The 22,327-nt window shown below is 63.3% G+C and carries 23 protein-coding genes; 9 read left to right on the top strand and 14 right to left on the bottom strand.

Annotated elements, in window-relative coordinates; all coding sequences use genetic code 11:
• Positions 1-213 precede the first annotated feature (213 nt).
• On the bottom strand, positions 214-843 hold the full coding sequence (chpT, locus tag ACWGTI_RS02805; protein ID WP_454585697.1) for a histidine phosphotransferase ChpT: 630 nt from the start codon (positions 841-843) through the stop codon (positions 214-216).
• A 391-nt stretch (positions 844-1,234) separates the two neighbouring features.
• On the opposite strand from chpT, the gene ACWGTI_RS02800 reads away from it, so the two are divergent.
• Entirely contained in the window at positions 1,235-1,771 is a 537-nt protein-coding gene (locus tag ACWGTI_RS02800) for a DUF1134 domain-containing protein (protein WP_235984549.1), read from the top strand.
• 155 nt (positions 1,772-1,926) lie between these two features.
• Entirely contained in the window at positions 1,927-3,114 is a 1,188-nt protein-coding gene (locus ACWGTI_RS02795) for a hypothetical protein (protein ID WP_454585696.1), read from the top strand.
• Here ACWGTI_RS02795 and ACWGTI_RS02790 read toward each other — a convergent pair.
• The 6 genes from ACWGTI_RS02790 to ACWGTI_RS02765 form a co-directional block, all read right to left on the bottom strand.
• Positions 3,090-3,893, bottom strand: a complete 804-nt coding sequence (locus ACWGTI_RS02790) for a TrmH family RNA methyltransferase (RefSeq protein ID WP_454585695.1) — start codon at positions 3,891-3,893, stop codon at positions 3,090-3,092. The two genes, ACWGTI_RS02795 and ACWGTI_RS02790, sit on opposite strands and share 25 nt — an antisense overlap.
• 57 nt (positions 3,894-3,950) lie before the next feature.
• Positions 3,951-4,289, bottom strand: a complete 339-nt coding sequence (locus ACWGTI_RS02785) for an ArsR/SmtB family transcription factor (RefSeq protein ID WP_454577211.1) — start codon at positions 4,287-4,289, stop codon at positions 3,951-3,953.
• Positions 4,290-4,447: 158 nt separating this feature from the next.
• Positions 4,448-5,218, bottom strand: coding sequence for a HugZ family pyridoxamine 5'-phosphate oxidase (locus ACWGTI_RS02780; protein ID WP_454585694.1), 771 nt, complete (start codon positions 5,216-5,218; stop codon positions 4,448-4,450).
• A 35-nt stretch (positions 5,219-5,253) separates the two neighbouring features.
• A complete protein-coding gene (locus ACWGTI_RS02775; protein WP_454585693.1) occupies positions 5,254-6,426 on the bottom strand; it encodes a CaiB/BaiF CoA transferase family protein in 1,173 nt (390 codons plus the stop codon).
• A 6-nt stretch (positions 6,427-6,432) separates the two neighbouring features.
• Complete coding sequence (locus ACWGTI_RS02770) at positions 6,433-7,194, bottom strand: 3-hydroxyacyl-CoA dehydrogenase (RefSeq protein ID WP_454585692.1); 762 nt, start codon at positions 7,192-7,194, stop codon at positions 6,433-6,435.
• Between the two features lie 95 nt (positions 7,195-7,289).
• Positions 7,290-7,826 carry a GNAT family N-acetyltransferase gene (locus ACWGTI_RS02765; protein WP_454577214.1) on the bottom strand — a complete coding sequence of 179 codons (537 nt, stop codon included), beginning with the start codon at positions 7,824-7,826 and terminating at the stop codon, positions 7,290-7,292.
• Between the two features lie 273 nt (positions 7,827-8,099).
• On the opposite strand from ACWGTI_RS02765, the gene ACWGTI_RS02760 reads away from it, so the two are divergent.
• Positions 8,100-9,086 carry a glutathione S-transferase family protein gene (locus tag ACWGTI_RS02760; RefSeq protein WP_454585691.1) on the top strand — a complete coding sequence of 329 codons (987 nt, stop codon included), beginning with the start codon at positions 8,100-8,102 and terminating at the stop codon, positions 9,084-9,086.
• A 17-nt stretch (positions 9,087-9,103) separates the two neighbouring features.
• Here the strand turns inward: ACWGTI_RS02760 and ACWGTI_RS02755 are convergent, their stop codons facing one another.
• Complete coding sequence (locus ACWGTI_RS02755; RefSeq protein WP_454586471.1) at positions 9,104-9,604, bottom strand: NUDIX domain-containing protein; 501 nt, start codon at positions 9,602-9,604, stop codon at positions 9,104-9,106.
• Between the two features lie 71 nt (positions 9,605-9,675).
• Here ACWGTI_RS02755 and ACWGTI_RS02750 point away from each other — a divergent pair, with 71 nt between their 5' ends.
• A complete protein-coding gene (locus ACWGTI_RS02750; protein ID WP_454577292.1) occupies positions 9,676-10,611 on the top strand; it encodes a metallophosphoesterase family protein in 936 nt (311 codons plus the stop codon).
• On the opposite strand, the gene ACWGTI_RS02745 is transcribed toward ACWGTI_RS02750, so the two are convergent.
• The 4 genes from ACWGTI_RS02745 to leuA all read right to left on the bottom strand — a co-directional run bounded on the left by ACWGTI_RS02745 (position 10,601) and on the right by leuA (position 15,912).
• Complete coding sequence (locus ACWGTI_RS02745; RefSeq protein ID WP_454585690.1) at positions 10,601-11,218, bottom strand: hypothetical protein; 618 nt, start codon at positions 11,216-11,218, stop codon at positions 10,601-10,603. The two genes, ACWGTI_RS02750 and ACWGTI_RS02745, sit on opposite strands and share 11 nt — an antisense overlap.
• 82 nt (positions 11,219-11,300) lie before the next feature.
• Positions 11,301-12,104, bottom strand: coding sequence for an alpha/beta fold hydrolase (locus ACWGTI_RS02740; RefSeq protein ID WP_454585689.1), 804 nt, complete (start codon positions 12,102-12,104; stop codon positions 11,301-11,303).
• A 107-nt stretch (positions 12,105-12,211) separates the two neighbouring features.
• A complete protein-coding gene (locus ACWGTI_RS02735; RefSeq protein ID WP_454585688.1) occupies positions 12,212-13,981 on the bottom strand; it encodes a tetratricopeptide repeat protein in 1,770 nt (589 codons plus the stop codon).
• Positions 13,982-14,172: 191 nt separating this feature from the next.
• Positions 14,173-15,912 carry a 2-isopropylmalate synthase gene (gene leuA, locus ACWGTI_RS02730; protein ID WP_454585687.1) on the bottom strand — a complete coding sequence of 580 codons (1,740 nt, stop codon included), beginning with the start codon at positions 15,910-15,912 and terminating at the stop codon, positions 14,173-14,175.
• A gap of 418 nt (positions 15,913-16,330) precedes the next feature.
• On the opposite strand from leuA, the gene ACWGTI_RS02725 reads away from it, so the two are divergent.
• Genes ACWGTI_RS02725 through ACWGTI_RS02715 form a run of 3 tightly spaced genes read left to right on the top strand, consistent with a single transcriptional unit; the run spans position 16,331 to position 18,590 of the window.
• Entirely contained in the window at positions 16,331-17,494 is a 1,164-nt protein-coding gene (locus tag ACWGTI_RS02725; RefSeq protein WP_454585686.1) for an ATP-grasp domain-containing protein, read from the top strand.
• A gap of 5 nt (positions 17,495-17,499) precedes the next feature.
• On the top strand, positions 17,500-18,276 hold the full coding sequence (locus tag ACWGTI_RS02720; RefSeq protein WP_454586470.1) for an esterase family protein: 777 nt from the start codon (positions 17,500-17,502) through the stop codon (positions 18,274-18,276).
• Positions 18,276-18,590, top strand: coding sequence for a nuclear transport factor 2 family protein (locus ACWGTI_RS02715; RefSeq protein ID WP_454585685.1), 315 nt, complete (start codon positions 18,276-18,278; stop codon positions 18,588-18,590). Before ACWGTI_RS02720 ends, ACWGTI_RS02715 begins: the two co-directional genes overlap by 1 nt.
• A 5-nt stretch (positions 18,591-18,595) precedes the next feature.
• On the opposite strand, the gene ACWGTI_RS02710 is transcribed toward ACWGTI_RS02715, so the two are convergent.
• Positions 18,596-20,131: an MFS transporter gene (locus tag ACWGTI_RS02710; RefSeq protein WP_454585684.1), complete on the bottom strand. Its 1,536-nt coding sequence runs from the start codon at positions 20,129-20,131 to the stop codon at positions 18,596-18,598.
• A gap of 148 nt (positions 20,132-20,279) precedes the next feature.
• Here ACWGTI_RS02710 and ACWGTI_RS02705 point away from each other — a divergent pair, with 148 nt between their 5' ends.
• Positions 20,280-21,176, top strand: a complete 897-nt coding sequence (locus tag ACWGTI_RS02705; protein WP_454585683.1) for a LysR family transcriptional regulator — start codon at positions 20,280-20,282, stop codon at positions 21,174-21,176.
• A 23-nt stretch (positions 21,177-21,199) separates the two neighbouring features.
• On the top strand, positions 21,200-21,322 hold the full coding sequence (locus tag ACWGTI_RS02700; protein WP_454585682.1) for a hypothetical protein: 123 nt from the start codon (positions 21,200-21,202) through the stop codon (positions 21,320-21,322).
• Positions 21,323-21,346: 24 nt separating this feature from the next.
• Here ACWGTI_RS02700 and ACWGTI_RS02695 read toward each other — a convergent pair whose 3' ends face one another.
• Positions 21,347-22,246 (bottom strand): proline iminopeptidase-family hydrolase, encoded by a 900-nt coding sequence (locus ACWGTI_RS02695; RefSeq protein WP_454585681.1) that lies wholly within the window; start codon positions 22,244-22,246, stop codon positions 21,347-21,349.
• Between the last annotated feature and the right edge of the window lie 81 nt (positions 22,247-22,327).

Below are 22,327 nucleotides of genomic sequence, written 5' to 3'. Positions count from 1 at the left end.
GGGTTATCGGATGCACCTTAGGCCGATCTGGTAAAGAAGCCGAAAAGCCGTTAGGTAAAGTTTTTGCAAAAATGCCGTTTGCGTTCGGTCCCCAGCGGACGCGTCACCGACGATGAAACTTGGCTGTTCTGAATTTCGGCCAAAGCCGCAAATATCAGTGGCACAAGATACTTAATTTGTTCTTGGCCGCCGGCCGAGCCGGCAAACGGCTCGTCAGACCGCAGACAGCACGATCTCTTCGGCTGTCGCGTGGATCGAGATCGTCATATTGGCCTCACGCGCAAGGAGCAGCGTGTAATAGGGCTGGACCGAATGGGCGTCGATCGGCTCCTCGGGCTTGTTGCCGGAATGCAGTTCGAGGAATTTCGGCGGCACGCGCAGCATCGGGCCGCTTGCCGCAAGCGCAAAGCGCGGCTCTGTATCGAGGTTTTCCAGCGTAACCACAAGCTTGCCGCCGCGCGGGATGGCTGCGTTGGCGACGAGCAGCAAATTGAGCAGCAGCTTGACCTTGTTTTTCGGCAGCAGGGCGCGAACCCCGTTCCAGCTCAGTTCCGGCTTCTCGTTCTTCAGGAAAGCGATCGCGACGGACTCGGCATCGCCGGTGTCGATCATCATGCCGGCCGAACCGGCGGCGCCGAAAGCGATGCGGGCGAATTGCAGGCGGGCCGAAGCGTTTCTGGCGCTCTGCCGAATCAGTTTCATGGCGTCTTCGTCGGCGCCGCCCTCGTCGAGGAGCTCAAGGCCGTTGTTGATGGCCCCAACCGGCGAAATGATGTCGTGGCAGACTCGGCTGCACAACAAGGCTGCGAGATCGGGTGCGGAGAGAGAGAAAAGCTCGGCCATCGGCGAAAATCCCTGCTAAAAATTCACATCCTGGTGGCCACGGGGCCTACCGCCGCGCCTCACCCACCCGAATCACGCTTTTTCCCCAGCGCTTCTGAATACACAGCGCCCGAGCGTGCAGCAACAAATCCACAATTTTCGTTAGCAAAAATGGCGTGTTTGCACAGGATGGGAGCCCGCACAGACGGTCAGACAGCCTTCGAACCGCCATGTTCATGTGGAAGGTTAATGGTTGAAAAAGGATTACGGCATAGTTTGCCCGTAACAGTCATCCTTAACGGCCGCCTAAAGAGCCGTACGGGGTGCGAGGCGTCGGCGAAAGTGCTCCCTGACGGAGATTGGAAGCATGGTTTCCCGATTCTACGACCGGACCTTTGTCCGTGTCCTCTTCATGGCGATTGCCCTCATGGGCGCTCTCGCCTTCTCAACCTCTGCGTCGCGGGCGCAGGAATACACCGCTCAGGAGATCGTCGATTCCGGCCACAAGTTCTTCGGCGCGACGTCGGGCGGTCTGGCCACCGTCGTCGAGAAGATTTTTGCCTCCTACGGCCTGCCCAATGGCTATTTGCTCGGCGAAGAGGGTTCTGGCGCGGTGATCGGCGGCCTGACCTATGGCGAGGGCACGCTCTACACCAAGAATGCCGGCGACCATAAGGTGTTCTGGCAGGGTCCGTCGCTCGGCTGGGATTTCGGCGGCGAGGGATCGCGGGTGATGATGCTCGTCTACAATCTCGACGACGTCAGCAATCTCTACAACCGGTTCGGCGGCGTCGCCGGTTCTGCCTATGTCGTGGCAGGCGTCGGCTTTAACGTGCTGCAGAACAACCGGGTGCTGCTTGTGCCGATCCGCACCGGCGTCGGCGCGCGGCTTGGCGTCAATCTCGGCTATCTGAAGCTGACGCAGCGGCCGACCTGGAATCCCTTCTGAGCGATTCCGACCACAGTTCGACCCGATCAACAGGTTCTGACCCGATCAAGCTGCGGCATACTCTTGCCGCAGCGCTGGATTTGCGTCATGCGAACGTGGCAAAGTCCAGACTTGGCGGTTGCCGGATAGCGGCCCGCCCGTAACGGGTAGTCACCTTGGTTCAGTCGATCCTGTTCTTCGCCCTCGGCTTTCTGTGCGCCGGCTTTCTGGCGCTGCTGGTTGCGCCGGCCATCTGGCGGCGGGCGGTCGCGTTGACGCGCAAGCGTGTCGAGGCGTCGGTGCCGCGAACGCTGGCCGAGATCCAGGCCGACAAGGATAGCTTGCGAGCCGAGTTCGCCATGACGACGCGCCGGCTCGAAATCAGCGTCAAGACGCTGCGCGAGCAGGTGAATGAGCAACTCGTCGAGATCAGTCGCGGGCACGAGGCGCTGAAAGGCCTGGCGGTCGAGCGCAAGGACAAGAAGCAGGCGCTTTCGGAGCTCGGAGAGAAAAACGATCTGCTGCTGCATCGCGAGCAGCAGATACAGCAGCTGATGGACAAGCTCGTACAAGCCGAGCGCATGATGGAAAAGCGCGCGCTCGAGCTGGAAAAGCTCGAGCAAATGTATGACGACGCCTCCTTCTCCTCCAGCAACCGGCAGATAGAACTCGTGGCACGCGAATCCGAGCTGGAAAAGCTTGCCAACGACATTTCGGTGCTGCGCGGCCAGCGCAAGGAGGCCGACAAGCGCTATCAGGAAGTCGTCGCCGAGGGCAAGGCCACGCGCGACGCGCTGAAGGCCGAGAAGAAAAGAACCACCGATCTCGAGAAGAAGCTCGAGCGCCTGCTCGCCACGCTTGCCGATCGCGAGGACAAGCTCGATCGCCGCGAAAAGGAGCTGGCGCGGCTTCGCGAACGATTGAAGGGCGAGGCTGCGGGAGGCGCTGCGACCGCCGTTGGTCCGGTCGCTGCCCAGGACAATGCCCCATCCAGGGGTGATGACATCGACAAAGTGCTGGCCAAGCTCGAAGGCGATCGCGAGCGGCTGGAAGCCAGGCTGACGACGCTGGCCCGTGAAAACAAGCGGCTGAAGACGGAGCTTGGCGGTTCCGAAACCGCGAGAAATGGCGACGACAGGCGCAGCGCCGGTGATGCGTTGCGCGAACAGATGAACACCCTGGCGGCAGAGGTCGTCAGTTTGACGGCCAAGCTCGAAGGGCCGGATTCGCCGATTGCCAAGGCGCTGGCGGCGCCACAGGAAACGCGATCGGGCAGCACCAGCCTCGCCGATCGCGTCCGGGCGCTGCAGAGTAGCTGGCCTTCGAAAATCCTGGGCGACTACGACTTGCCAGTCGAAAAATGATGCAACGCGATGGCTGAGGCCGCAGCGACATTCAGGCTGTCGAACCCTTCAGACATCGCGATCCGCACCGTGCGTAGCCGGTGAAGCAGGCTCTCGGGCAGGCCTTCGCCTTCGGTGCCGAGATAGAGCGCCAGTCGTTTCGGTCTCACGGCATCGCGGATGTCAGCCTCACCGCGCGGCGACAAAGCGACCTGGCCGAAACTAAGCTGGTCGAGCTTCGCGATGAAAGCTTCGGTGTCGCCGAAGGACGCAAAGGGGACCTTCAGCGCGGCGCCGACGGAGACGCGGATCGCCTTGCGATACAGCGGATCGCAACAGGTGGCGTCGATAAACACCGCATCGGCGCCGAAGGCGGCAGCGTTGCGGAAGATCGATCCCATATTGTCATGGTTGGCGATGCCGACGAGCACCACGACCAACGCTTGCGCAGGCAACGCCTCCAGCAAGGCCCCGGCGGGCTGCGGCGCACCTTTGCTGCCGATCGCCAATATGCCGCGGTGCATGTGGAAGCCGGCGATCCTGTCCATGATGTCGCCTGCCGCTACATAAACCGGCAGGTCCGCAGGGGCCTTGCGCAGAATGTCGTCGAGCCCGGCCAGCCGGTTTTCGAGAACCAGGATCGACTCCGCGGCAAAGCGTCCGGTCGACAGCAGGACGTCCAGCACTACCTTGCCTTCGGCGACGAACCGGCCATGGCGGCCGGTTAGATCGCGCTCGCGGATGTCGAGATAGGCGGCGACCCGCGGATCATGCGCGTCGTCGATCTGGATCGGATCCATCAATACCTCGGCCGGCGAAAAATCGTCAGCGAGGTAAGGAGCGATCGAAGCCGCAGGTCAAGTCCCGGCGCGGCGCAGACGCGTTGCCATCTGGGACAAGTCGCCTATCCCGAAAACGCCGTCCAGCATGCGCAACAGCTCGCGCACGGCTTCCGACTTGCAGGAATAGTAGATCATCTGCCGGTCGCGGCGGGTCTCGACAAGATCGAGCGCCCTGAGCTTGGCCAGATGCTGCGACAAAGCGGACTGACTGAGCACCACCTTTTCGGCGATGGCACCGACCGACATCTCACCGTCGGCCAGATAGCTCATGATCAAAAGCCGCTTTTCGTTGCCCATAAGGGTCAGAAATGTCGCCGCCGATTCGGCATTGGCGATTAGTTTGGTCGAGACCATGCCCCATGTTTCCCTGCTCATCCGAACGCTATGGGGGCAAATAGCGTTAGGTGCTATAATTCAGCGATGGATCGCGCTGCTGATTCAGCGTCGTATGAATCGTAGATGATTTCGCCCAAATCTCAAGACATGCTTTTGATTCATGACGATTATCCTTGCTAACCCTGCGTAGCCGGCGCTCGTCCGGCCTTGGCCATGTCGACAAGGACGGGCCGCAGGTCGCGCGCGGTCTTCAATGGTTGCGGAAAATAGACCCGGCAAACGGCGTCGCCCAATGCCAGGTCCATGCCGTCGGCGTCGAAGCCGGTCATGGTCCAGCCATCCCCTTCGGCCTTGGCGAAATGATGCGCATAGACGGCGATCGCATCGAGATGGTCGGCATTCATGTGGTCGAGGGCGGACTGTTCGCTGGCCGCCAGCTCGTCGACGATCGACCCATCGGTGACGAGATCGGCACGGTCGAGCAGATAGGCCTTGCCGAAGCCGCCATTCAGGCTGGCGCGCTCAGGCTCGAGGCGGAAGATCGAGAAATCGCCGAGCCCGGAATAGAGCTTTGCCTTGGGATTGCGGTTGAGATAGCGCCGCTCGGCGCGGGCATGCGCGCTCGAGCCGCGCTCAAGCGGCCAGGCCCGGCAAACAAGCGTTATCCTGGGGTGCGCCAGGGGATCGCCCTTGCCGGGTTCGCCGACAAGCAGCGAGCAGCGCGGCTCGGCAAGGATCGCGCCGGTGTGGGCGGAGAGCGCCGAGACCAGGATCAGCGGCGCGCCGTCGGTGTCGGTGGCGACCCCCACCCTGGAGGCCAGCGGCGAACCGGTTTTGGGCTCGATCACCGCCAGGGCGCCGAAACGAGCGCTGCGGATCAAGGTGCCGGCCAGCCTGACCGCCTCGGCTTCCGTCGCGCGAATGACGTCCTTCTTCGGCTCGTCCAAGATCTCACCGGGTTAAGTTGATTTTCTTCATCCAGTTATTGGCCAATCAGACCGGATTTGACAAGCGCTTTGATCTCATCTGTCGAAAAGCCGAACCGCGCCAGCACGATTTGCGGCCGCTGGTCATCATTGTCCGGCATGGTGGCAAGCGCCGGCTGTGAGGCCGAGAAGCGCGGCGCAGGCGCCGGGCGCTCAAGCGCGCCTGTCTTCACAAATGCGTGACGGGCGCTGATGTGTGGATGATCCTTGGCTTCGGTCAATGACAGGACCGGCGCGACGCAAGCGTCGCTTGCGGCAAACAGTGCATCCCAGTCGTCGCGTGTCTTCTGCCGGAAGCGGTCGGCAATGGCGGCGCGCATTTGGGGCCATAACGCCCTGTCGTACTGGCCGCGGACAAAATGCTCACCGAGCGGCACCAGGCTGGCAAATTCGGCGAAGAAGCGCGGCTCCAGGCACCCGACCGCGACATGACGTTGGTCCGCCGTCTCATAGGTGTCGTAGAAGGGCGCGCCGGAATCGAGCAGGTTGGCGCCGCGCCGGTCGTTCCACAGGCCGGCCGCCATGAAGGCGTGTATGGGCGCCGCCAGCATCGAAGCGCCTTCGACCATCGCCGCGTCGACCACCTGGCCCTTGCCGGAGCGCGAACGCTCAAACAGCGCGGCGAGCACGCCGGCGATCAGCATCATGGCGCCGCCACCATTGTCGGCGATCAGGTTCAGCGGCGGCACCGGCCGCCCTTCCTCCCGGCCGATGGCATGCAGCACACCGGAATAGGCGAGGTAGGTGATGTCGTGACCGGCGCGGCCTGCGAGCGGCCCGTCCTGGCCGAAGCCGGTCATTCGGCCGTAGATCAGCGCCGGGTTGCGCGCCAATGCGGCATCCGGGCCGAGACCGAGCCGCTCCATGACCCCGGGACGAAAACCCTCGACCAGCAGATCGGCTTTCTCGAGGAGACGCAGCACCAGCTCGATCCCCGATGATTGCTTGAGGTCGAGGCGCAGGATGGAGCGGCCGTGGCGGTCGAGATTGTGCTCATCGGAGAGCGGCAGCACGGGTTGGTCCGAACCTGAACGCTCGACGCGCAGCACCTCGGCGCCCATTTCCGATAGCATCAGCCCGGCCAACGGCACCGGCCCGAGCCCGGCCATCTCGATGATTTTGAGGCCGGCAAGGGGGCCGGTCTTCACCACCGCTGCGCCGGCCACCATGGCCGTCTATTTCGGCGCCATGCGGATCGCCCCGTCGAGGCGGATGGTTTCGCCGTTGAGCATCTGGTTTTCAACTATATGCAGGGCGAGCGCCGCATATTCGGACGGCTCGCCGAGACGAGACGGGAAGGGCACGGCAGCGCCAAGCGAATCCTGCACCTCCTGCGGCATACCGGCCATCATCGGCGTCTTGAAGATGCCGGGTGCGATGGTGCAGACGCGAATGCCGGAACGCGCGAGATCGCGGGCGACCGGCAGCGTCATGCCGACGACGCCGCCCTTGGAGGCGGCGTAGGCGGCCTGGCCGATCTGGCCGTCATAGGCGGCGACCGACGCCGTATTGACGATGACGCCGCGCTCGCCGCCCTGCAGCGGCTCGAGTTTGGCGGCGCGGTCGGCGACGAGGCGGATCATGTTGAAGGTGCCGATCAAATTGATCTCGATCACCTTGCGATACTGGTCGAGCGGGTGCGGACCGTCCTTGCCGATGGTTTTCACGCCGATTGCGATGCCGGCGCAGTTGACCAGGATGCGCGCCGGCCCAAGCCTTTTTTCCACTTCGGCGACCGCGGCCGCACCGCTTTCGGCGCTGCTGACGTCGCACTGGATGGCGGTGCCGCCAATGTCGCCCGCCACCTTCGCCGCCCGGTCGATGCCGATATCGAAAATGGCGACGCGGGCGCCCTTGTCGGCCAGCGCGCGGGCGGTTGCCTCGCCGAGGCCGGAGCCGCCACCGGTTACGATCGCAATCTGGCTGTTCGGGTTCATGCCGCGTCCTCCGTGCTGTTCCTGATCATGCTACGGAGGTCGCCGGCATGGTGCAACCTGACCAGTTCAACCGAGGGCCTCGATCGGCCGGGCGATCAGGCCATCACCGGCGCGGGCTCGGCAATCCTGGCGACGCTGGCATGGCAGACCTCACCGGAGAGCCGCACGACCGCGCCAGGCACGATTTCGTGCGACAGCAGCCGGTCGAGGTCGACCGGGCGCGGCATGGAGATCTGGCCGCGCGGGATCTTCCTGAAGCCGAGCGGGCCGTAATAGGGCTCGTCGCCGACCAGGATCACCGCCGGCGCGCCGGCCTTGGCGGCCGCCTCCAGCGCGATCGCCACCAGCCGGCGGCCGATGCCGAGATTCTTGAAGGCGGGCCGCACGGCAAGCGGCCCGAGCATCAGCGCGCGGCCGGCGCCGGCCGCAATGCGGGTCATGCGCACCGATGCAACGACGATGTCGCCATCGACGGCGACAAAGGACAGCGCGCGCTCATGGCCGCCGGCCTCGCGAATCTTGTAGGCGGCCAGCACAAAGCGGCCGGGGCCGAAGGCTTCGTCGTTGATGGCTTCGATTTCGGGGTCATGCGCCGGGGTTTCCGGCAGGTATTTCACGTCGGCAAGGCTCATGGTCTTCGCGGTCCGATATACGAGGAAGGTTGCTGCAAGCGGCAGCGTTCGCCAGTCAGCGCTTTCTAAGCGCGGGCGCCCTTTCGTCGTCGGTCAAACCATATCGAGGCAAAGTCGAACATGCGAAGTGTCCGCTAGCATCAATTTCCGGCGGCTGCAATCGGCTGTTTTCATAAGCCGTTCCGGGCGAGTGACGCTCTGTTCAGCAGATAACGTCTTCGACATTGCCGCCTTCCGCCTACATTGGCGAAAACGCACGCAAGGAGATTTCGCATGGGATTGCTGGTCGAAGGCAAATGGCAGGACCGCCCAGCCAAGGTCGATAGCGGCGGCAGGTTCATCCGCGCCGAGGCGCAATGGCGCGACTGGATCACGCGCGACGGCATGCCGGCGCAAGGCCGCAGGCGCGGTTTCAAGGCCGAACCCGGCCGCTATCATCTTTATGTCTCGCTCGCCTGTCCGTGGGCGCATCGCACGCTGATCTTTCGCGCGCTGAAGAAGCTCGAAGACATCATCTCGGTTTCGGTCGTGCATCATTTCCTCGGCGCCGACGGCTGGACTTTTCTGGCTGAGGACGGGGCCACCGGCGACACGCTCTACGGCCTCGATTTCCTGCATCAGATCTACACCAAGGCCGATCCCGACTATTCCGGCCGGGTGTCGGTGCCGGTGCTGTGGGACAAAAAGCAAGAGACCATCGTCTCCAACGAATCCGCCGAGATCATCCGCATGCTCAATTCCGCCTTCGACGAATGGGGCGATGCCAGCGTCGATTTCTACCCGCCGGCACTGCGCGGCGAGATCGACAAGGTCAATGCGCTGGTCTATCCGGCCATCAATAATGGCGTCTACCGGGCCGGCTTTGCTACCACGCAAGTGGCCTATGAGGAAGCGTTTGGAGAGCTGTTCTCGGCACTCGACACGCTGGAGGAGAGGCTGTCAAACCAACGCTATCTCACCGGCGGCCGTATCACCGAGGCGGATTGGCGGCTGTTCACGACGCTGGTGCGTTTCGACCCGATCTATGTCGGCCATTTCAAATGCAATCTGCGCCGCGTCGCCGACTCCCCCAACCTGTCGAACTATCTGCGCGATCTCTACCAGGTGCCCGGCGTCGCCGGCACGGTCAACCTGCACCACATCAAGACGCATTATTACGGCAGCCACGAGAGCATCAACCCGACACGCATGGTGCCGGTCGGCCCGGAACTGGACTACGCTGCGCCGCATGACCGGGCGCGGTTCAGGAAGGCGGCGTGAGCATCGGAACTGACGGCTTACCAGTACGGCGATACCGGTTCGCCCCCGAAAACCTCGGCGATCCGCCGTAGCGTCGCCGGCGTCGTGCCTTGGGGCAAACGGTCGAGCGGGAAGAAGCTGGCTTCGGCGATCTCGTGGTCCGGCAGTTTCGGCGCCGTCTGGCTGAAGAATTCGATGAGATAGAGGCCGACATGGTCGCGGCGGCTGGCGCGGCGGTTGAAATGCATCGATGTCAGCACCGGTGGGGCTGTCAGCACGATGTTACCTTCCTCTGCCAATTCGCGCGTCAGCGCCTCGACCAACGTCTCGCCGACCTCGACACCGCCGCCCGGCAATTGCCAGCCGGGAACATAGGTATGGCGGATGAGGAAGACGGAATTCGAAGCGTGGTCGTGGATCAAGCCGCGCACGCCGAGCGTCATTGGCCGCCGCAGCAGGAAATAGAGATGGAACAGCCTTGCCCTGAGGCCGGGCCAGCCAGTCTGGCGAAAGGCCTGCGCCGGGTCCGATGTCGCCATCATCGGCGAAACTGCAAGCGGACAGGAAACAGTGAGTGGAAAGCGGGGGGCGCGTCGCCTATGAAGGAAGGATGTTCAGGCTCGCGCATATTTCCGATGTCCATCTGGGGCCGCTTCCCGGTGTAACCTATCGCGAACTCGCGTCCAAGCGCGTGGTCGGCTACGTCAACTGGCAGCGCAACCGCCGCCGCCATATGCATGATGCCGTCATCGACACCATTGTGGCAGACATGAAGGCGAGCGGTCCCGACCACCTCGCCGTCACTGGCGATCTGGTCAATCTGGCGCTCGACGGCGAGATCGAGATGGCCAAGCACTGGCTGGAGACGCTAGGCCCTCCGGAGGATGTCTCGGTGGTGCCGGGCAATCACGACGCCTATGTGCCGGGCGCCTTCGACAAGGTCTGCCGCTCCTGGGCGGCGTGGATGAGCGGCGACGACGTCACCGCGCCGATCGACCGCAACACATTTCCCTATCTGCGCGTGCGCGGCAACGTCGCGCTGATCGGCGTCTCGACGGCGCGCGCCACAGCACCCTTCATGGCCAACGGCTTCTTCCTCGAAGGCCAGGCGCAAAGGCTGGCCTCGGTGCTCGACGCCACGGCCAAACGCGGGCTGTTGCGGGTGATCATGATCCATCATCCGCCGGTGCGCGGCGCCGTCACCCAACAAAAGCGCCTGTTCGGCATCTCGCGCTTCCACAAGACCGTTCACCGGCATGGCGCCGAGCTGGTGCTGCATGGCCATTCGCACCTGCCATCGCTGTTCTTCATCGGCGGACGCGGCACCAGGATTCCGGTTGTCGGCGTCGCCGCTGCCGGCCAGTCGCCAGGCAGCAAGAACCCGGCGGCGCAGTACAATCTGCTCGATATCGACGGCGAAAAGGGCAACTGGCGGATCCGGCTGACGCGGCGTGGCCTGACGGGGCCTGCGACGCCGCCGTCGGACCTGCAGGTGGTGGAACTCGGCGTCGATGCCGAAGCATCGAAATCGCTGATCAGAAGCTGATCTTCATCGCCATCAGGCGATCCCAGAACAGCGCGGTCGCCACCGCAAGGCCGACCAGCGCGCCGGCGGCGATCACGCCGAGGCCGGACAGGAAGGTCGACCAGCGCTTGCCGGGCGCGGTTGCTTGCAAGGGTGGTTCGGCTTCCCGGACGGCAGCGCGGTTCAGGCCGGCGACGGCGGGCTCGACCCCGCCTTCCATCATGCGCTGGCGCTCGACGATGCGCTCCGCCACATAGCGCGTGACCTGATCGGCAACCGGTTTCATATCGGTCGATTCGGCAAGCACCACGCGGCCGATCCGGGTATCCCTGAGGAAGCGGTAGGTGCGGCGGTCGCGCCCCATGGCAACATGGCTGACGGCGTCGATCCACAGCCTCGGCTGCAGGCCCGACGAAACAACGAAGTCGAAGTTGTCCATATCAGCGGGCACGTCGGCAAAGACCGGGGCAAGTTCGGCGGCAAGCAGATCCAGCCGCATGCGGTGCGCATCGCGCATGTCGACAACGATATCGTCGCGATCGGCAAAGGCGTTCTTTACGTCGCGAACGGCATCGGACAGTTTGCGCGACGGGGTTAAAGAGGTGAATTGCTCGTCTGAGTCCTTCATTATCCCTCGCTAATATGATTAATAGCGAGTTAACACAGCCGCCGGCAAAATGCACTGGCGAGATGCCGGAGCCAGTGAGGTTTCAGCTCGCCGCGGCGCCGAGTCTCGGACGCACACGCCTGCCGCGGCGTGCCATGTTCCGGCGCACGGCCTGGGCGACCACCTCAGGCACTTCTTCGACCAGCATATGGCCGACATCGAGCACGTGATGGATATGAAAATGCGCCGGCAGGCCATCAGCCTGGGTAACGGGCAGCACCGGATCGTCCGTTCCCCAAACGACCATCACCGGCATGTCGAGCGTGTCGAGTTGTTCGTGGGGGATGACGCCCTGCCGCTCATCCGTGGTCATGACGGCTGATATCTCGATCAGCTTGCGCAGCTGTCCGGGGCGACGGCGTAGTTCGGCCAGGACGTCAACGACGCGTTCGGGCGGTGGACTTTGCGACCCCGACATGGCGGCAAGGGACGCGCAAATTTCCCGTCTGTCGGCCGCCGCTGCGTAGCGGCGCAGCATTGGTCCGTTGATCTCCTGGCCAACACCGCCCGGCGCCAGAAGCGTCAGCGAGGCTATTGTTTCGGGCTCGGCCAATGCCATCAGGGCAGCGACCGCACCGCCCATCGAATGACCGGCGACATGCACCCGTCCTATCCCGCGCTCGGCCAGATCGGCGAGAACCGCTCGCGCCGCCGTCTTGGCCGGACCGCCGCCGGGGAAATCGAGCGACAGTCCGTGTCCCGGAAGATCGTAGGCCAGTATTCTGATCCCGGGAGCCAGCGTCGCGGTCACCTCGCGCCAGATGTCATGGCAACCGCCGAAGCCATGCAGCAGGACGACCGTCTTCGGCCCTGCGCCCCGCTCGGCAACATAGAGGGATGAGACCATGAAAAAATGTATGATTGTTGCTAGGTAGGTAGGACAGGAAATGCTGGATTGGGGCTGGATTGCTCCCAGTCCAGACCGATGGCCAGTAAAATTTTCGCGATCCGATATCAGCTGGCGTTGCCGAGGCCCGCGGCGTGCAACGCCTCGACCAGCCGGTCTGTCAGATCGCCGGGATATTTCCGTTCGGCGAAAGCCGCACGCGGGTCAGCGGCGAATTTCGGGAATTTGGTGTTCAACTCATCCAGAAGCTTGGCCGCCAGCTGCTCGCGGCCGGCCGCCTTGGCGCCGATCAGCCGCGCCGCCAGATAATGCGATTTCATCGCCGTCGTGCGCAGCGACTCGCTGGCGATCGCGGCCTTGTTCATGTCGCCCAGCATGAATTGTCCGGCGAAGAGACCGTAATCCCACCACGTCGGATGACCACTGAACGTCTCGACGGCATGAGCCAGGATCGGTGTTCCCTCGGCATAATCGCCGGCAAAGATCAGACCATAACCGTAAGCGGCAGCCATGCTGAGGTCGTATGGGTTGAGCTGATAAGCCTTGCGCATCCAGCGGATTGCTTCCTCGGTGTTGCCAAGGCGCGAGTAAAGGTAGCCGTACGCGCGGTGCGCATAGGGGCTGGTCGGCCCCATCTGGATGGCGCGATGGGCAAAAGACATCGCCTGTTCGACCGTCGCGCCAGGCGGATAGGCGTAGTGATCGGTCGCAGCCTCAAGATGAAGCGATGCCAGTTCCGAATAGACGAGCGACGATTTCGCACCCTGGCTGGCAAGGCTTTCCAAGCAGCGATAGGCGGCCTCATGGGTCTTGGTGCTCTGGTCGAGATAGTATCTGTCGTTGAGGATCAGGCAGCTCGTCAGACCTGTCTGGACGCCGTTCTGTTCGATGTAGCCGTAGAGCGGGCCGGAGGCGGGAATGGTCGAGCTGAGGATGGCAGCGATCCGATCCTCGACGGCGCCAGGTGCGCTGTCGGCCGACGTCAGATTGCGGGACAAAAGCACACGGCCGGTCCCCACGCTCTGCAGTTCGAGCGTCACGTCACCTGCCATGGGTCCGGGCAGGACATCGAAAACGAAGCTGGTCGGGTCAGTGCTTGGATCGCGCTTGCTGTCGGCGTCGCGGCCGATGAAGTCGATGGTGTCGAAACCGGCAAGACCGGCGCGCAGCGAGGCGGCGACGCGGCCAGCTTCGGGGCCGGTGGCCTTCACTGCGATGTAGACGAGGGGCAGCGCCTCCATCGTTGGCGATGCGATGCTGCTCGTTGCGCCCGCGGTCTCGACCGCCGTCGCCGGATCGCTGCCGGCAAGCAGTGCGCCGCTACCCTGGCGCAGGATGAGCACGCCCAGCATGAGGATGACTAGTGTCATGGCGACCCAGAAGAACTGGAGGTGGCGGGCTAGTGAAGGCCCGGGCTCCGTGATCGCCGAGGCCGTGGTTGGGAGCGCGGTACGAGAGGCCTGGTCAGGCGATCCGGGCAAGGCGGCTACCGCCTGCGCCAGCGCCACCGGCTCGTGCCCAACCGGCAGGCGTATGGCGTTGAGTTCATAAGACGGCACGTAGCCACCGCGCGGAATGGCAATGCGGACCGGTTCGGCTACGCCTTCATTGGCGAAATAATGCTGGAGGAGTTCGCGAAGCCTGCCTGCCTGCACCCGGACCACGGCATCGGTCGACGAATCAAAATCGCCGTCCTTGCCGAAGACGTCCATGGCGATGGAGAAACCCTTGAGCCTATCGGCTTCGCCAGCCTGCTCGCGCTCAACAAGATAACGCAGCAACTTGCGTGCGCGCTCGGAACGTCCGAACGTTTCGCTGGCGAGTAGTCGCTCCAGTGTCTCGCGCACTGCGGGGGCGGCAGGCGTGGCATGCTGCAAGTGTCGATCCTCTCGAAGTCGGCACAGGTTGAGGCGCAATCATATAGAGCCTGCACTTCCATACAAGCTTGCTTATGTTATGCGATCGCGTACCGCACCGGATAATTGCTGATGGTTAACACGAGAAAACCGGTATTTCCCCCGGCAAATGGGGGATTTCCGGGCGCCGCGGATACAGCGCCCGGCGGGAATCAGCCAGCCTTGCGCCCGATGATACGATTGGCGGCCGAAACAACGGCTTCCAGAGAGGCGGCGACAATGTTGGTATTGATGCCGGCGCCGAACAGCTTGCCGCCGGGATATTCCATCTCGACATAGGAGATTGCCGATGCATTCGAGCCGCGCTGGAGCGAATGCTCGGAATAATCAAGCACTGACATGTCGACGCTGACATGGCGCGACAGCGCATCGACGAAGCCGTCGATCGGGCCGGTGCCGGAGCCGGTGATGGTCGTCTCCATGCCGTTGTCGAGGATCAGCGCCTCCACCACGCGCCGGCCCTTCACCTCGGTGTCGGGATAGGTGTGGTGGTCGAGGAATTTGAGCCGACCGTCAGGTTGGTCGACATAGGTCTCGAGGAACCGATCGTGGATGCGCTTTGCCGGCACTTCCTTGCCTTCCGCGTCGGTGATCGCCTGGATCTCCTGGCTGAACTCGATCTGCAGGTTGCGCGGCAGATTGAGGCCGTAATCGGCCTGCAGCACATAGGCGATGCCGCCTTTGCCTGACTGCGAGTTGATGCGGATGATCGCCTCGTAGCTGCGCCCGACATCGGCCGGATCGATCGGCAGATAGGGCACTTCCCATACCGGCGTGTTGGCCTTCTTCAGCGCCTTCATGCCCTTGTTGATGGCGTCCTGGTGCGAGCCGGAAAAGGCGGTGTAGACCAGTTCGCCGACATAGGGATGGCGCTCGGGGATCTTCAACTGGTTGGAATATTCGTAGACGTCCTTCATCCGGTTGATGTCGGAGCAATCCAGATGGGGATCGACGCCTTGGGTGTACATGTTGAGCGCCAGGGTGACGATGTCGACATTGCCGGTGCGCTCGCCATTGCCGAACAGCGTACCTTCGACGCGGTCGGCACCCGCCATCAGGCCGAGCTCAGTAGTGGCGACGCCGGTGCCGCGGTCGTTGTGCGGGTGCAGCGAAATCAACAGGTTCTCGCGGTTGTCGAGGTTGCGGCACATCCATTCGATGCGATCGGCATAGATGTTGGGCGTCGACATTTCGACCGTCGACGGCAGGTTGATGATCAGCTTGTTGTCGGGCGTCGGCCTCACGATCTCGGTGACGGCGTTGCAGATATCCAGCGCGACTTCGAGTTCGGTGCCGGTAAAGCTCTCGGGCGAGTATTCGAAGCGGTAGCCGCCGCCGGCCCTGTCCGCCATGTCGGTGATCATCTTGGCCGCGTCGGTGGCGATGCGCTTGATGCCGCCGACGTCTTTCTCGAAGACGACGCGGCGCTGCAACTCGCTGGTCGAATTGTAGAAATGCACAATCGGATTGGTGGCGCCCTTCAGCGCTTCGAAGGTGCGGGTGATGAGTTCGGGACGGCACTGCACCAGCACCTGCAGCGAGACATCGGCCGGCACATTGCCTTGTTCGATGCACCAACGGGCGAAATCGAAGTCGGTCTGCGAGGCCGAGGGGAAACCGATCTCGATCTCCTTGAAGCCCATGTCGAGCAGCAGCGCGAACATGCGCGCCTTGCGCTCATGGCCCATCGGATCGATCAGCGCCTGGTTGCCGTCGCGCAAATCGACCGAGCACCAGATCGGCGCCTTGTCGATGACCTTGTTGGGCCATGTGCGGTCGGTGAGGCCGACGGTCGGATAGGATTGGTATTTGCGGGCGGCGTCCGGCATGTGGCCAGCCGCGCGTTTTGCGCTTTCGGCTTCGCCGGATCGGATTTCTTCTCGTGCGTTCATCGTCGTTTCTCCCGGCGGCTCGCGGATCGGTCTTCGGACGGATTGGTGGCGAGCAGCGCCTTACCAGATTTTTGTTCGCTTGATGTGAAGTGCCAATTTTGAAACTGGCCAAGGAGCGTGCGCGTAAGCGGCGGTTCGACCGCCGGGCGCTCCTTCAGCGAACCCGGCGATCGCCGATAAGGCCGAGAAGAAGCAGGATCGATGCCAGCGCGCGAACCGTCTCGCCGGCAAAGCCGGTCGGACGGGAGGCGACGGAGGTCTGGCGCGTGTTCATGGCGGATTTCATACAGGAGCGGCCATGGACAGGCAAGTGGCTGCCATTTCCACCGCACCCGAGCGGTCTTCCCCATGCGCGGCAAATGCGCCAAACTTGTGTGTAGCCGAGGTCGCAATGCTTCGCTGTCGAGAGGGGTGTTCCATGAATTTCGTTTTCTTCTCGCCGCATTTTCCCGCCAACGGCGCCGATTTCTGCGACCGGCTGAAGAAGGCCGGCGCCACGGTGCTGGGCATTGGCGATGCGCCCTTCGACGCGCTGGACGGCAAGCTGAAGGCGGCACTGTCGGAATATTACCGCATTGCCGACATGGAGGATTACGATCCGGTGTTCCGGGCGATGGGCCATTTCATCCACAAATGGGGCCGCATCGACCGCTTCGAGTCGCTCAACGAGCACTGGTTGGAGCTCGAAGCGAACATCCGCACCGACTTCAACATTTACGGCACCAAGCTCGATTTCGTGAAGAATCTGAAGCGCAAGAGCCGCATGCGCGCCTTCTTCCGCAAGAGCGGCGTCGATACAATAGCGCAGCGCAAATGCTCTGATCGGGCAGGCGCCATGACTTTCATTCGCCGCGTCGGCTATCCCGTGGTGGTGAAGCCCGATTCCGGGTCCGGCGCCTCGAACACCTTCAAGATCTCCAACGCCAAAGAGCTCGAGCAGTTCTTCCGGGACAAGCCCGAGGATGTGACCTTCGTCATGGAGCAGTTCATCGAGGGGCTGGTGGTCACCTTCGACGGGCTGGTCAACCGTGACGGCGAGGTGGTGCTTGCGGCCAGCCACCGCTACGACCAGAGCGTCATGGAGGTGGTCAACAAGGACCGCCACATGAGCTACACCTGCTTTCCCAGGATCAGTCCGGCGGTGGAGGAGGCAGGCAGGAAAATCCTGAAAGCGTTCGACGTGCGCGAGCGCTTCTTCCACATCGAGCTGTTCGAAACCAAGGACCGCGTCATCGCGCTGGAGGTCAATATGCGCCCGCCGGGCGCCTGGATGACCGATGCGATCAACTACACGTTCGACATCGATGTCTATGCGGCGTGGGCCGACATGGTGGTCAAGGATGCCGCGGGCGGACCCTATGAGGGCAAGTATTTCACCGCCTATGCCAGCCGCAAGCAGCACCTCCACTATTTGCACAGCCATGAGGACGTGCTAGCCGCGCATCGCGACAAGATCGTCCACCATTCGCCGATAGAAAAGGTTTTCAGCCGCGCCATGGGAAATTACGCCTACCAGATGCGCTCGAAGGACGAGAGAGCGCTACGCGAGGCCGTCGCCTACATCCACGCGGAAAAGGCGTGAACGCGATGGACATTTCCTATCACAAGCATTTCGCCCGCAATCTCGGCCGCGACATGGAATACAAGCGCTACGGCCATGCCGGCCGGCCGGTGGTGGTGTTCCCAACCTCGCAGGGTCGGTTCTATCAGTTCGAGGATTCCGGCGGGGTAGGTGCGCTCTCCGAATTCATCGACACCGGCCGTATCCAGCTGTTCGCGGTCGACGGCATCGATTCGGAATCCTTCTTCAACAGGCACGCCGACGCCGCCCACCGCATCGGTCGCCACGAGGCCTATTTCCGCTATGTCCGCGAGGAGGCGCTGCCGGAGTTTCTGGCCACCGCCGAGCAAGCCAATGGGGGGCGCAAACTGAAGCCGCTGTTCACCGGCTGCTCGATGGGCGGCTACCATTCCTCGAATTTCGTCTTTCGTTTTCCCGAACTCGCCAGCGGCGTCATCGCGCTGTCGGGCGTCTATTCGGCGCGCGACTTCTTCGGCAAGGGGCTGGAAGGCGACATCTTCTACAACTCGCCGCTCGACTATCTGCCCGGCATCGTCGATTCGAAACTGCTTGCCCGGCTGAAGGCGCTCAGGCTGATCTTCTGTTGCGGGCAGGGCGCCTGGGAAGAGCGGATGCTGGTCGAGACGCGCAAGCTGGAACAGATCCTGCGCGACAAATCGATTCCCGCCTGGGTCGACTATTGGGGTGGCGACGTCAGCCACGACTGGCCGTGGTGGCACAAGCAACTGGTCTATTTCTTCGGCCGCTGGCTGGATGAGGATCTGATGCATAGATTGGATTGATGACCACACCCGATCCCATCCGCCGCTTCGTCGAGGCCACCAATAAAGGTGACACCGAAGCGTTTCTCGACACGTTCGCAGCCGATGCCTCCCTGATCGACTGGGGTAGATCATTCCATGGCCGCGAGCAGATTGCGCGCTGGAACCAGTCGGACAATATCGGCGTGAAGTCCAATCTCCGCATTGTCCGTATCGCCGAGGCGAAAGGCAGCTATCATGTCCGCATCGCCGTCAAAGGCGAGGGCTTCAACGGCGAGGGGGACATGGTCTTCACGCTGGACGGCGACCGTATAGTGAGCCTCGTCATCAGCTGAGTCGCCTATCCTTCCTGGCATACCGGCAGCGGAACGGTTTCGTGCTCCACGGTCGATCCGCGGCGCAGGCCGAGGAAGACAACAAGGGCAGTGACGATGGTAATTGCCGCCAGCACAATCAGCAGCCTGTCGAAGGCCGTCTCGTAGGCCTGGATCAGGGTCGTGGCTCCGGCTCCCGGCAAGCGGGCTGCCGCTTCGCCGACATTGCCGGTCACCAGCAGCTGCGCGGCGGCGGTTGCACTGAGGGACGACGCCGTTCCCTGGGCCGCCAGTTGCGCTGCCGTGAAACCGGACAGGACGGCCATGACGATGGCCAGCGCCACGCCTTCGCAGGCGACGCGAGTGGTGTTGAAGATGCCGACCGCCATGCCGGCGCGCTCCTTCGGCACGACGCTGACGGCGAGCCCGTCCATCAGTCCCCAGGGCAGGGCGATGCCGACGCCGACCAGCATAAGCGGCGCCACCAGCGCGATGGCGACCGGCGGTGTCAGGCTCAGCCAGACAAGGCCGGCAGCGGCAATCAGCAGGCCCACGCCGCAGATCGTCGCCGGCGCGATCCAGCGTGCGAGTTGACCGGCGAGCAGAGGCAGGATCAGCAACGGTCCCGACAGGCATATCATCAATTGCCCGGCCTTGATCTCGCTCATCCCTTCGATGCCGATGAAGCGGATCGGCAACAGAACGAGCAGGACGACGAAGCCATAGGCGGGGGCGGCTGCCAGAAACTGGACGCCGACGAAGCGGGGAAAGCGGAACAGCGAGAGATCGAGCATCGGCCGGCGCACGCGCCGCTCGACGATGACGAAGGCGGTAAAGAAGAGAGCAGCCATGGCAAGCAGCCCGATGACGAGCGGATCGGTCCAGCCGCTCTGCGGCGCCTGCAACACGCCATAGGTCAGCGATGCCAGCGCGATCGTAAAGGTGCCGGCTCCCGGCCAGTCGAGGCCGGTCGCATCCGGGTCGCGCGTCTCCTTGATGGTGCGAAGGCCGAGCAGGGCAGCTGCAATCGCAAGCGCTGTGACCAGAAGGAAGATCGACCGCCAGCCGAAGGCATCGATCAGCAGGCCCGACGCGATCGGTCCGAAGGCTATGCCGATGCCGAAACTGGTGCCGAGGAAGGAGAAGGCGCGCAGCCGCAATTGCCCCTCGAATTCCTGGGCAAGTGCAGAGGCGCCGCCAGCGAAGGCAGCGGCACTGCCCAGCCCTTGGGCGGCCCGAAGTGTGTCGAACCAGACGATGTCGGGCGCCAGCATCGCGCCCAGCGTGGCCAGGACATAAAGGCCGAGGCCAACAATGAACATCCGCTTGCGGCCATGACTGTCGGCGAGCGCGCCTAGCGCCATCAGGGTGGCGCCGAAGGTCAGCATGAACGCATTCGTCACCCAGTTGAGCGTGATCGGGCTGCCGGCGAGATCGGCCGCGATGCGCGAGAGTGCGACGGCCGGGCCGGTGAAGGTCAAGGGCATGGTCATGGCGGCAAGGCATACCGACAGCATGACGAGCCATGGCGCGGCGGCGCCGTTTTTGGTCTTGGAAGTCATGGGTTTTCCTATCTGAAGCAGGATCCGCCGGCCTGCCGCTGGGAGCGTGGCGCCGGTCGTGAGGAGAAGATAGGCCGGCGACATTTCCAGAAGAATAGTATTTAATCTCCATATATATCGGACTGAAACGCTCGAATGGGGAAACGCGATGGAACGCCTCAACAGCCTTCTGGCCTTTGCCCGCACGGCCGAGTTCGGCAGCTTCATCGCTGCCGGCCGAACGCTCGGTATCTCGGCATCGGCCGTCGGCAAGAGCGTCGCCAGGCTCGAGCGGGACCTCGGCGTGCGGCTGCTACAGCGCAGCACGCGCCGTGTCGGGCTGACCGAGGAGGGCAAGCTGTTCAATGAGCGGGTGCGGCGCATCCTCGACGACATCGACGATGCCGAGGCCATGCTGTCGCGAACGCGAGAAACGCCGCATGGGCGGCTGCGCGTTTCGACGCCGATCGTGACCTATCACCTGCTGTTGCCGGTGCTGTCGGAGTTCATGGCGCGCTATCCCGAAATCGAACTCGACATCGACTTCAACGACCGCATCGTCGACCTCATCGACGAAGGCGTCGACATCGCGATCCGCAGCGGCGAGCTGCCGGATTCCCGTCTGGTAGCGCGGCCGCTTGCGCCCTTCCGGCTGCTGTTGTGCGCGGCACCTTCCTATATCGAACAGCACGGCACCCCGAGCGGACCGGACGATCTGATGAACCACTACGGCATACGCTTCCGCTTTCCCAACAGCGGCAAGCTGCAAGGCTGGCCGTTCATTGGCGGCAGTGCCGAGCCGCAGGTCCGCTCCATGCTGACCTGCAACAATACCGAGGCGCTGAAGGGCGCCACGATGGCCGGCCTCGGCATCAGCTCGATGCCCGATTTCCTGGTTCGCGAAGCGCTTCGCGACGGCAAGCTGCGCACCGTGCTGGACGAGCATGTCGACGGTCGAGGCCAGTTCCGTTTGCTGTGGCCATCCAACCGCCATTTGTCGCCGAAGGTTCGCGCTTTCGTCGATTTCCTTCCAGATCGCCTTGCCGCGACGCTGAGCGGCTCATAGTCCTTCAACAAATATGACTTCTCGTGCGCCAGGAATGGGCCTGCCGCGGCCGCCATCTGGTCGCCGCCTATCGGCGCCGCGACGCTGACGGCGATGATGAAGGCGGCGAGCGGGGCGCGAAGGATGACGAGGGCGGCGAGGATTAGGGCAGCGCTGTTGATGCGGAAGGGTCAATCATGGCGAGCCAGGAATGCCTCGGTGACGGCCATGCAATCCAGCCGTTCCTCGACATGCGGCATGTGGCTCGAGTGCGGGAAGACATGGCCTTCGACCGTCGGTATATGGTCGAGGAAGGGCTGCACGCAGGCCGGCGTGGCTTCATCGTAGAAGCCGCGAAAGGCCAGCGTCGGCGCTTCGATCAGCGGCAAGCGGTCGATGATCGTCCAGTCGCGCATGGTGCCGACGACATGGAACTCGTTGGGGCCGTTCATGGTGTGATAGACGGTCGGGTCGGCGTCGATGGCGGCGAAAGTGCGCGCCACCCCGGGCGGCCAGGGCACGACGCGGCAGACATGCCGGTCATAGAACGCCCGGGTCGCCGCGAGGTAATCGGGATGATCCGTCGTGCCATCCGCTTCGTGGCGATCGAGCGCCTGTTGCACCGATGCCGGCAGCTCCGCGCGTAGCTGCCCCGCGCCTTCGACCCACAGCTTCATCGAGGCAAGCGAGTTGGCGAGCACCAGCGCCTTGAGGCCTGCCGGCCGCCGCACCGCATGTTCGGCGGCGAGCATGCCGCCCCATGATTGTCCAAGCAGCGCGTAGCGATGCCCGATGCCGAGATGGGCAAGCAACGCATCCAGTTCGCCGAGGAAGAAATCGACCGTCCAGAAGTCGCCGCCCTTGTCGGGCAGGTGGGTGGATCGACCGTTGCCGATCTGGTCATAGTGGATCACCGCCCGGCCGAAGCCTGCGATGTCCTTGAAGCTGTCGACATAGTCATGGGTGCAGCCGGGACCACCATGCGCAACGACCAGCGGCAGCCTGGCCGAGCCCAAGTCTCCGGTCACGCGGTACCAGGTCCTGTATGGCCCATAGGCGCTGAAACCTTCTGCTTCTGCAAGACCGCTCATCGTAACCTCCGCCTGGCTCTCTCAATGGAAACCGCCGATCGGCGGTCTGCGTCATTGCTCGCGGCAAAGGGTACAGAGGCG

The organism is Mesorhizobium sp. ArgA1 (assembly GCF_053714375.1).
Note: the sequence above shows the minus strand (reverse complement) of the source record. Positions and strands in the feature narration are given on the sequence as shown.

Bases quoted from the DNA above. Each gene is read 5' to 3' on its own strand.
- ACWGTI_RS02750 (WP_454577292.1), top strand. From the start codon at position 9,676: ATGTTCAGGCTCGCGCATATTTCCGATGTCCATCTGGGGCCGCTTCCC.
- ACWGTI_RS02760 (WP_454585691.1), top strand. From the start codon at position 8,100: ATGGGATTGCTGGTCGAAGGCAAATGGCAGGACCGCCCAGCCAAGGTC.
- ACWGTI_RS02705 (WP_454585683.1), top strand. From the start codon at position 20,280: ATGGAACGCCTCAACAGCCTTCTGGCCTTTGCCCGCACGGCCGAGTTC.
- ACWGTI_RS02745 (WP_454585690.1), bottom strand. From the start codon at position 11,218: ATGAAGGACTCAGACGAGCAATTCACCTCTTTAACCCCGTCGCGCAAA.
- ACWGTI_RS02800 (WP_235984549.1), top strand. From the start codon at position 1,235: ATGGCGATTGCCCTCATGGGCGCTCTCGCCTTCTCAACCTCTGCGTCG.
- ACWGTI_RS02695 (WP_454585681.1), bottom strand. From the start codon at position 22,246: ATGAGCGGTCTTGCAGAAGCAGAAGGTTTCAGCGCCTATGGGCCATAC.
- ACWGTI_RS02785 (WP_454577211.1), bottom strand. From the start codon at position 4,289: ATGGTCTCGACCAAACTAATCGCCAATGCCGAATCGGCGGCGACATTT.
- ACWGTI_RS02770 (WP_454585692.1), bottom strand. From the start codon at position 7,194: ATGAACCCGAACAGCCAGATTGCGATCGTAACCGGTGGCGGCTCCGGC.
- ACWGTI_RS02740 (WP_454585689.1), bottom strand. From the start codon at position 12,104: ATGGTCTCATCCCTCTATGTTGCCGAGCGGGGCGCAGGGCCGAAGACG.
- ACWGTI_RS02720 (WP_454586470.1), top strand. From the start codon at position 17,500: ATGGACATTTCCTATCACAAGCATTTCGCCCGCAATCTCGGCCGCGAC.
- ACWGTI_RS02710 (WP_454585684.1), bottom strand. From the start codon at position 20,131: ATGACTTCCAAGACCAAAAACGGCGCCGCCGCGCCATGGCTCGTCATG.
- chpT (WP_454585697.1), bottom strand. From the start codon at position 843: ATGGCCGAGCTTTTCTCTCTCTCCGCACCCGATCTCGCAGCCTTGTTG.
- ACWGTI_RS02775 (WP_454585693.1), bottom strand. From the start codon at position 6,426: ATGGTGGCCGGCGCAGCGGTGGTGAAGACCGGCCCCCTTGCCGGCCTC.
- leuA (WP_454585687.1), bottom strand. From the start codon at position 15,912: ATGAACGCACGAGAAGAAATCCGATCCGGCGAAGCCGAAAGCGCAAAA.
- ACWGTI_RS02715 (WP_454585685.1), top strand. From the start codon at position 18,276: ATGACCACACCCGATCCCATCCGCCGCTTCGTCGAGGCCACCAATAAA.
- ACWGTI_RS02790 (WP_454585695.1), bottom strand. From the start codon at position 3,893: ATGGATCCGATCCAGATCGACGACGCGCATGATCCGCGGGTCGCCGCC.
- ACWGTI_RS02725 (WP_454585686.1), top strand. From the start codon at position 16,331: ATGAATTTCGTTTTCTTCTCGCCGCATTTTCCCGCCAACGGCGCCGAT.
- ACWGTI_RS02755 (WP_454586471.1), bottom strand. From the start codon at position 9,604: ATGGCGACATCGGACCCGGCGCAGGCCTTTCGCCAGACTGGCTGGCCC.
- ACWGTI_RS02765 (WP_454577214.1), bottom strand. From the start codon at position 7,826: ATGAGCCTTGCCGACGTGAAATACCTGCCGGAAACCCCGGCGCATGAC.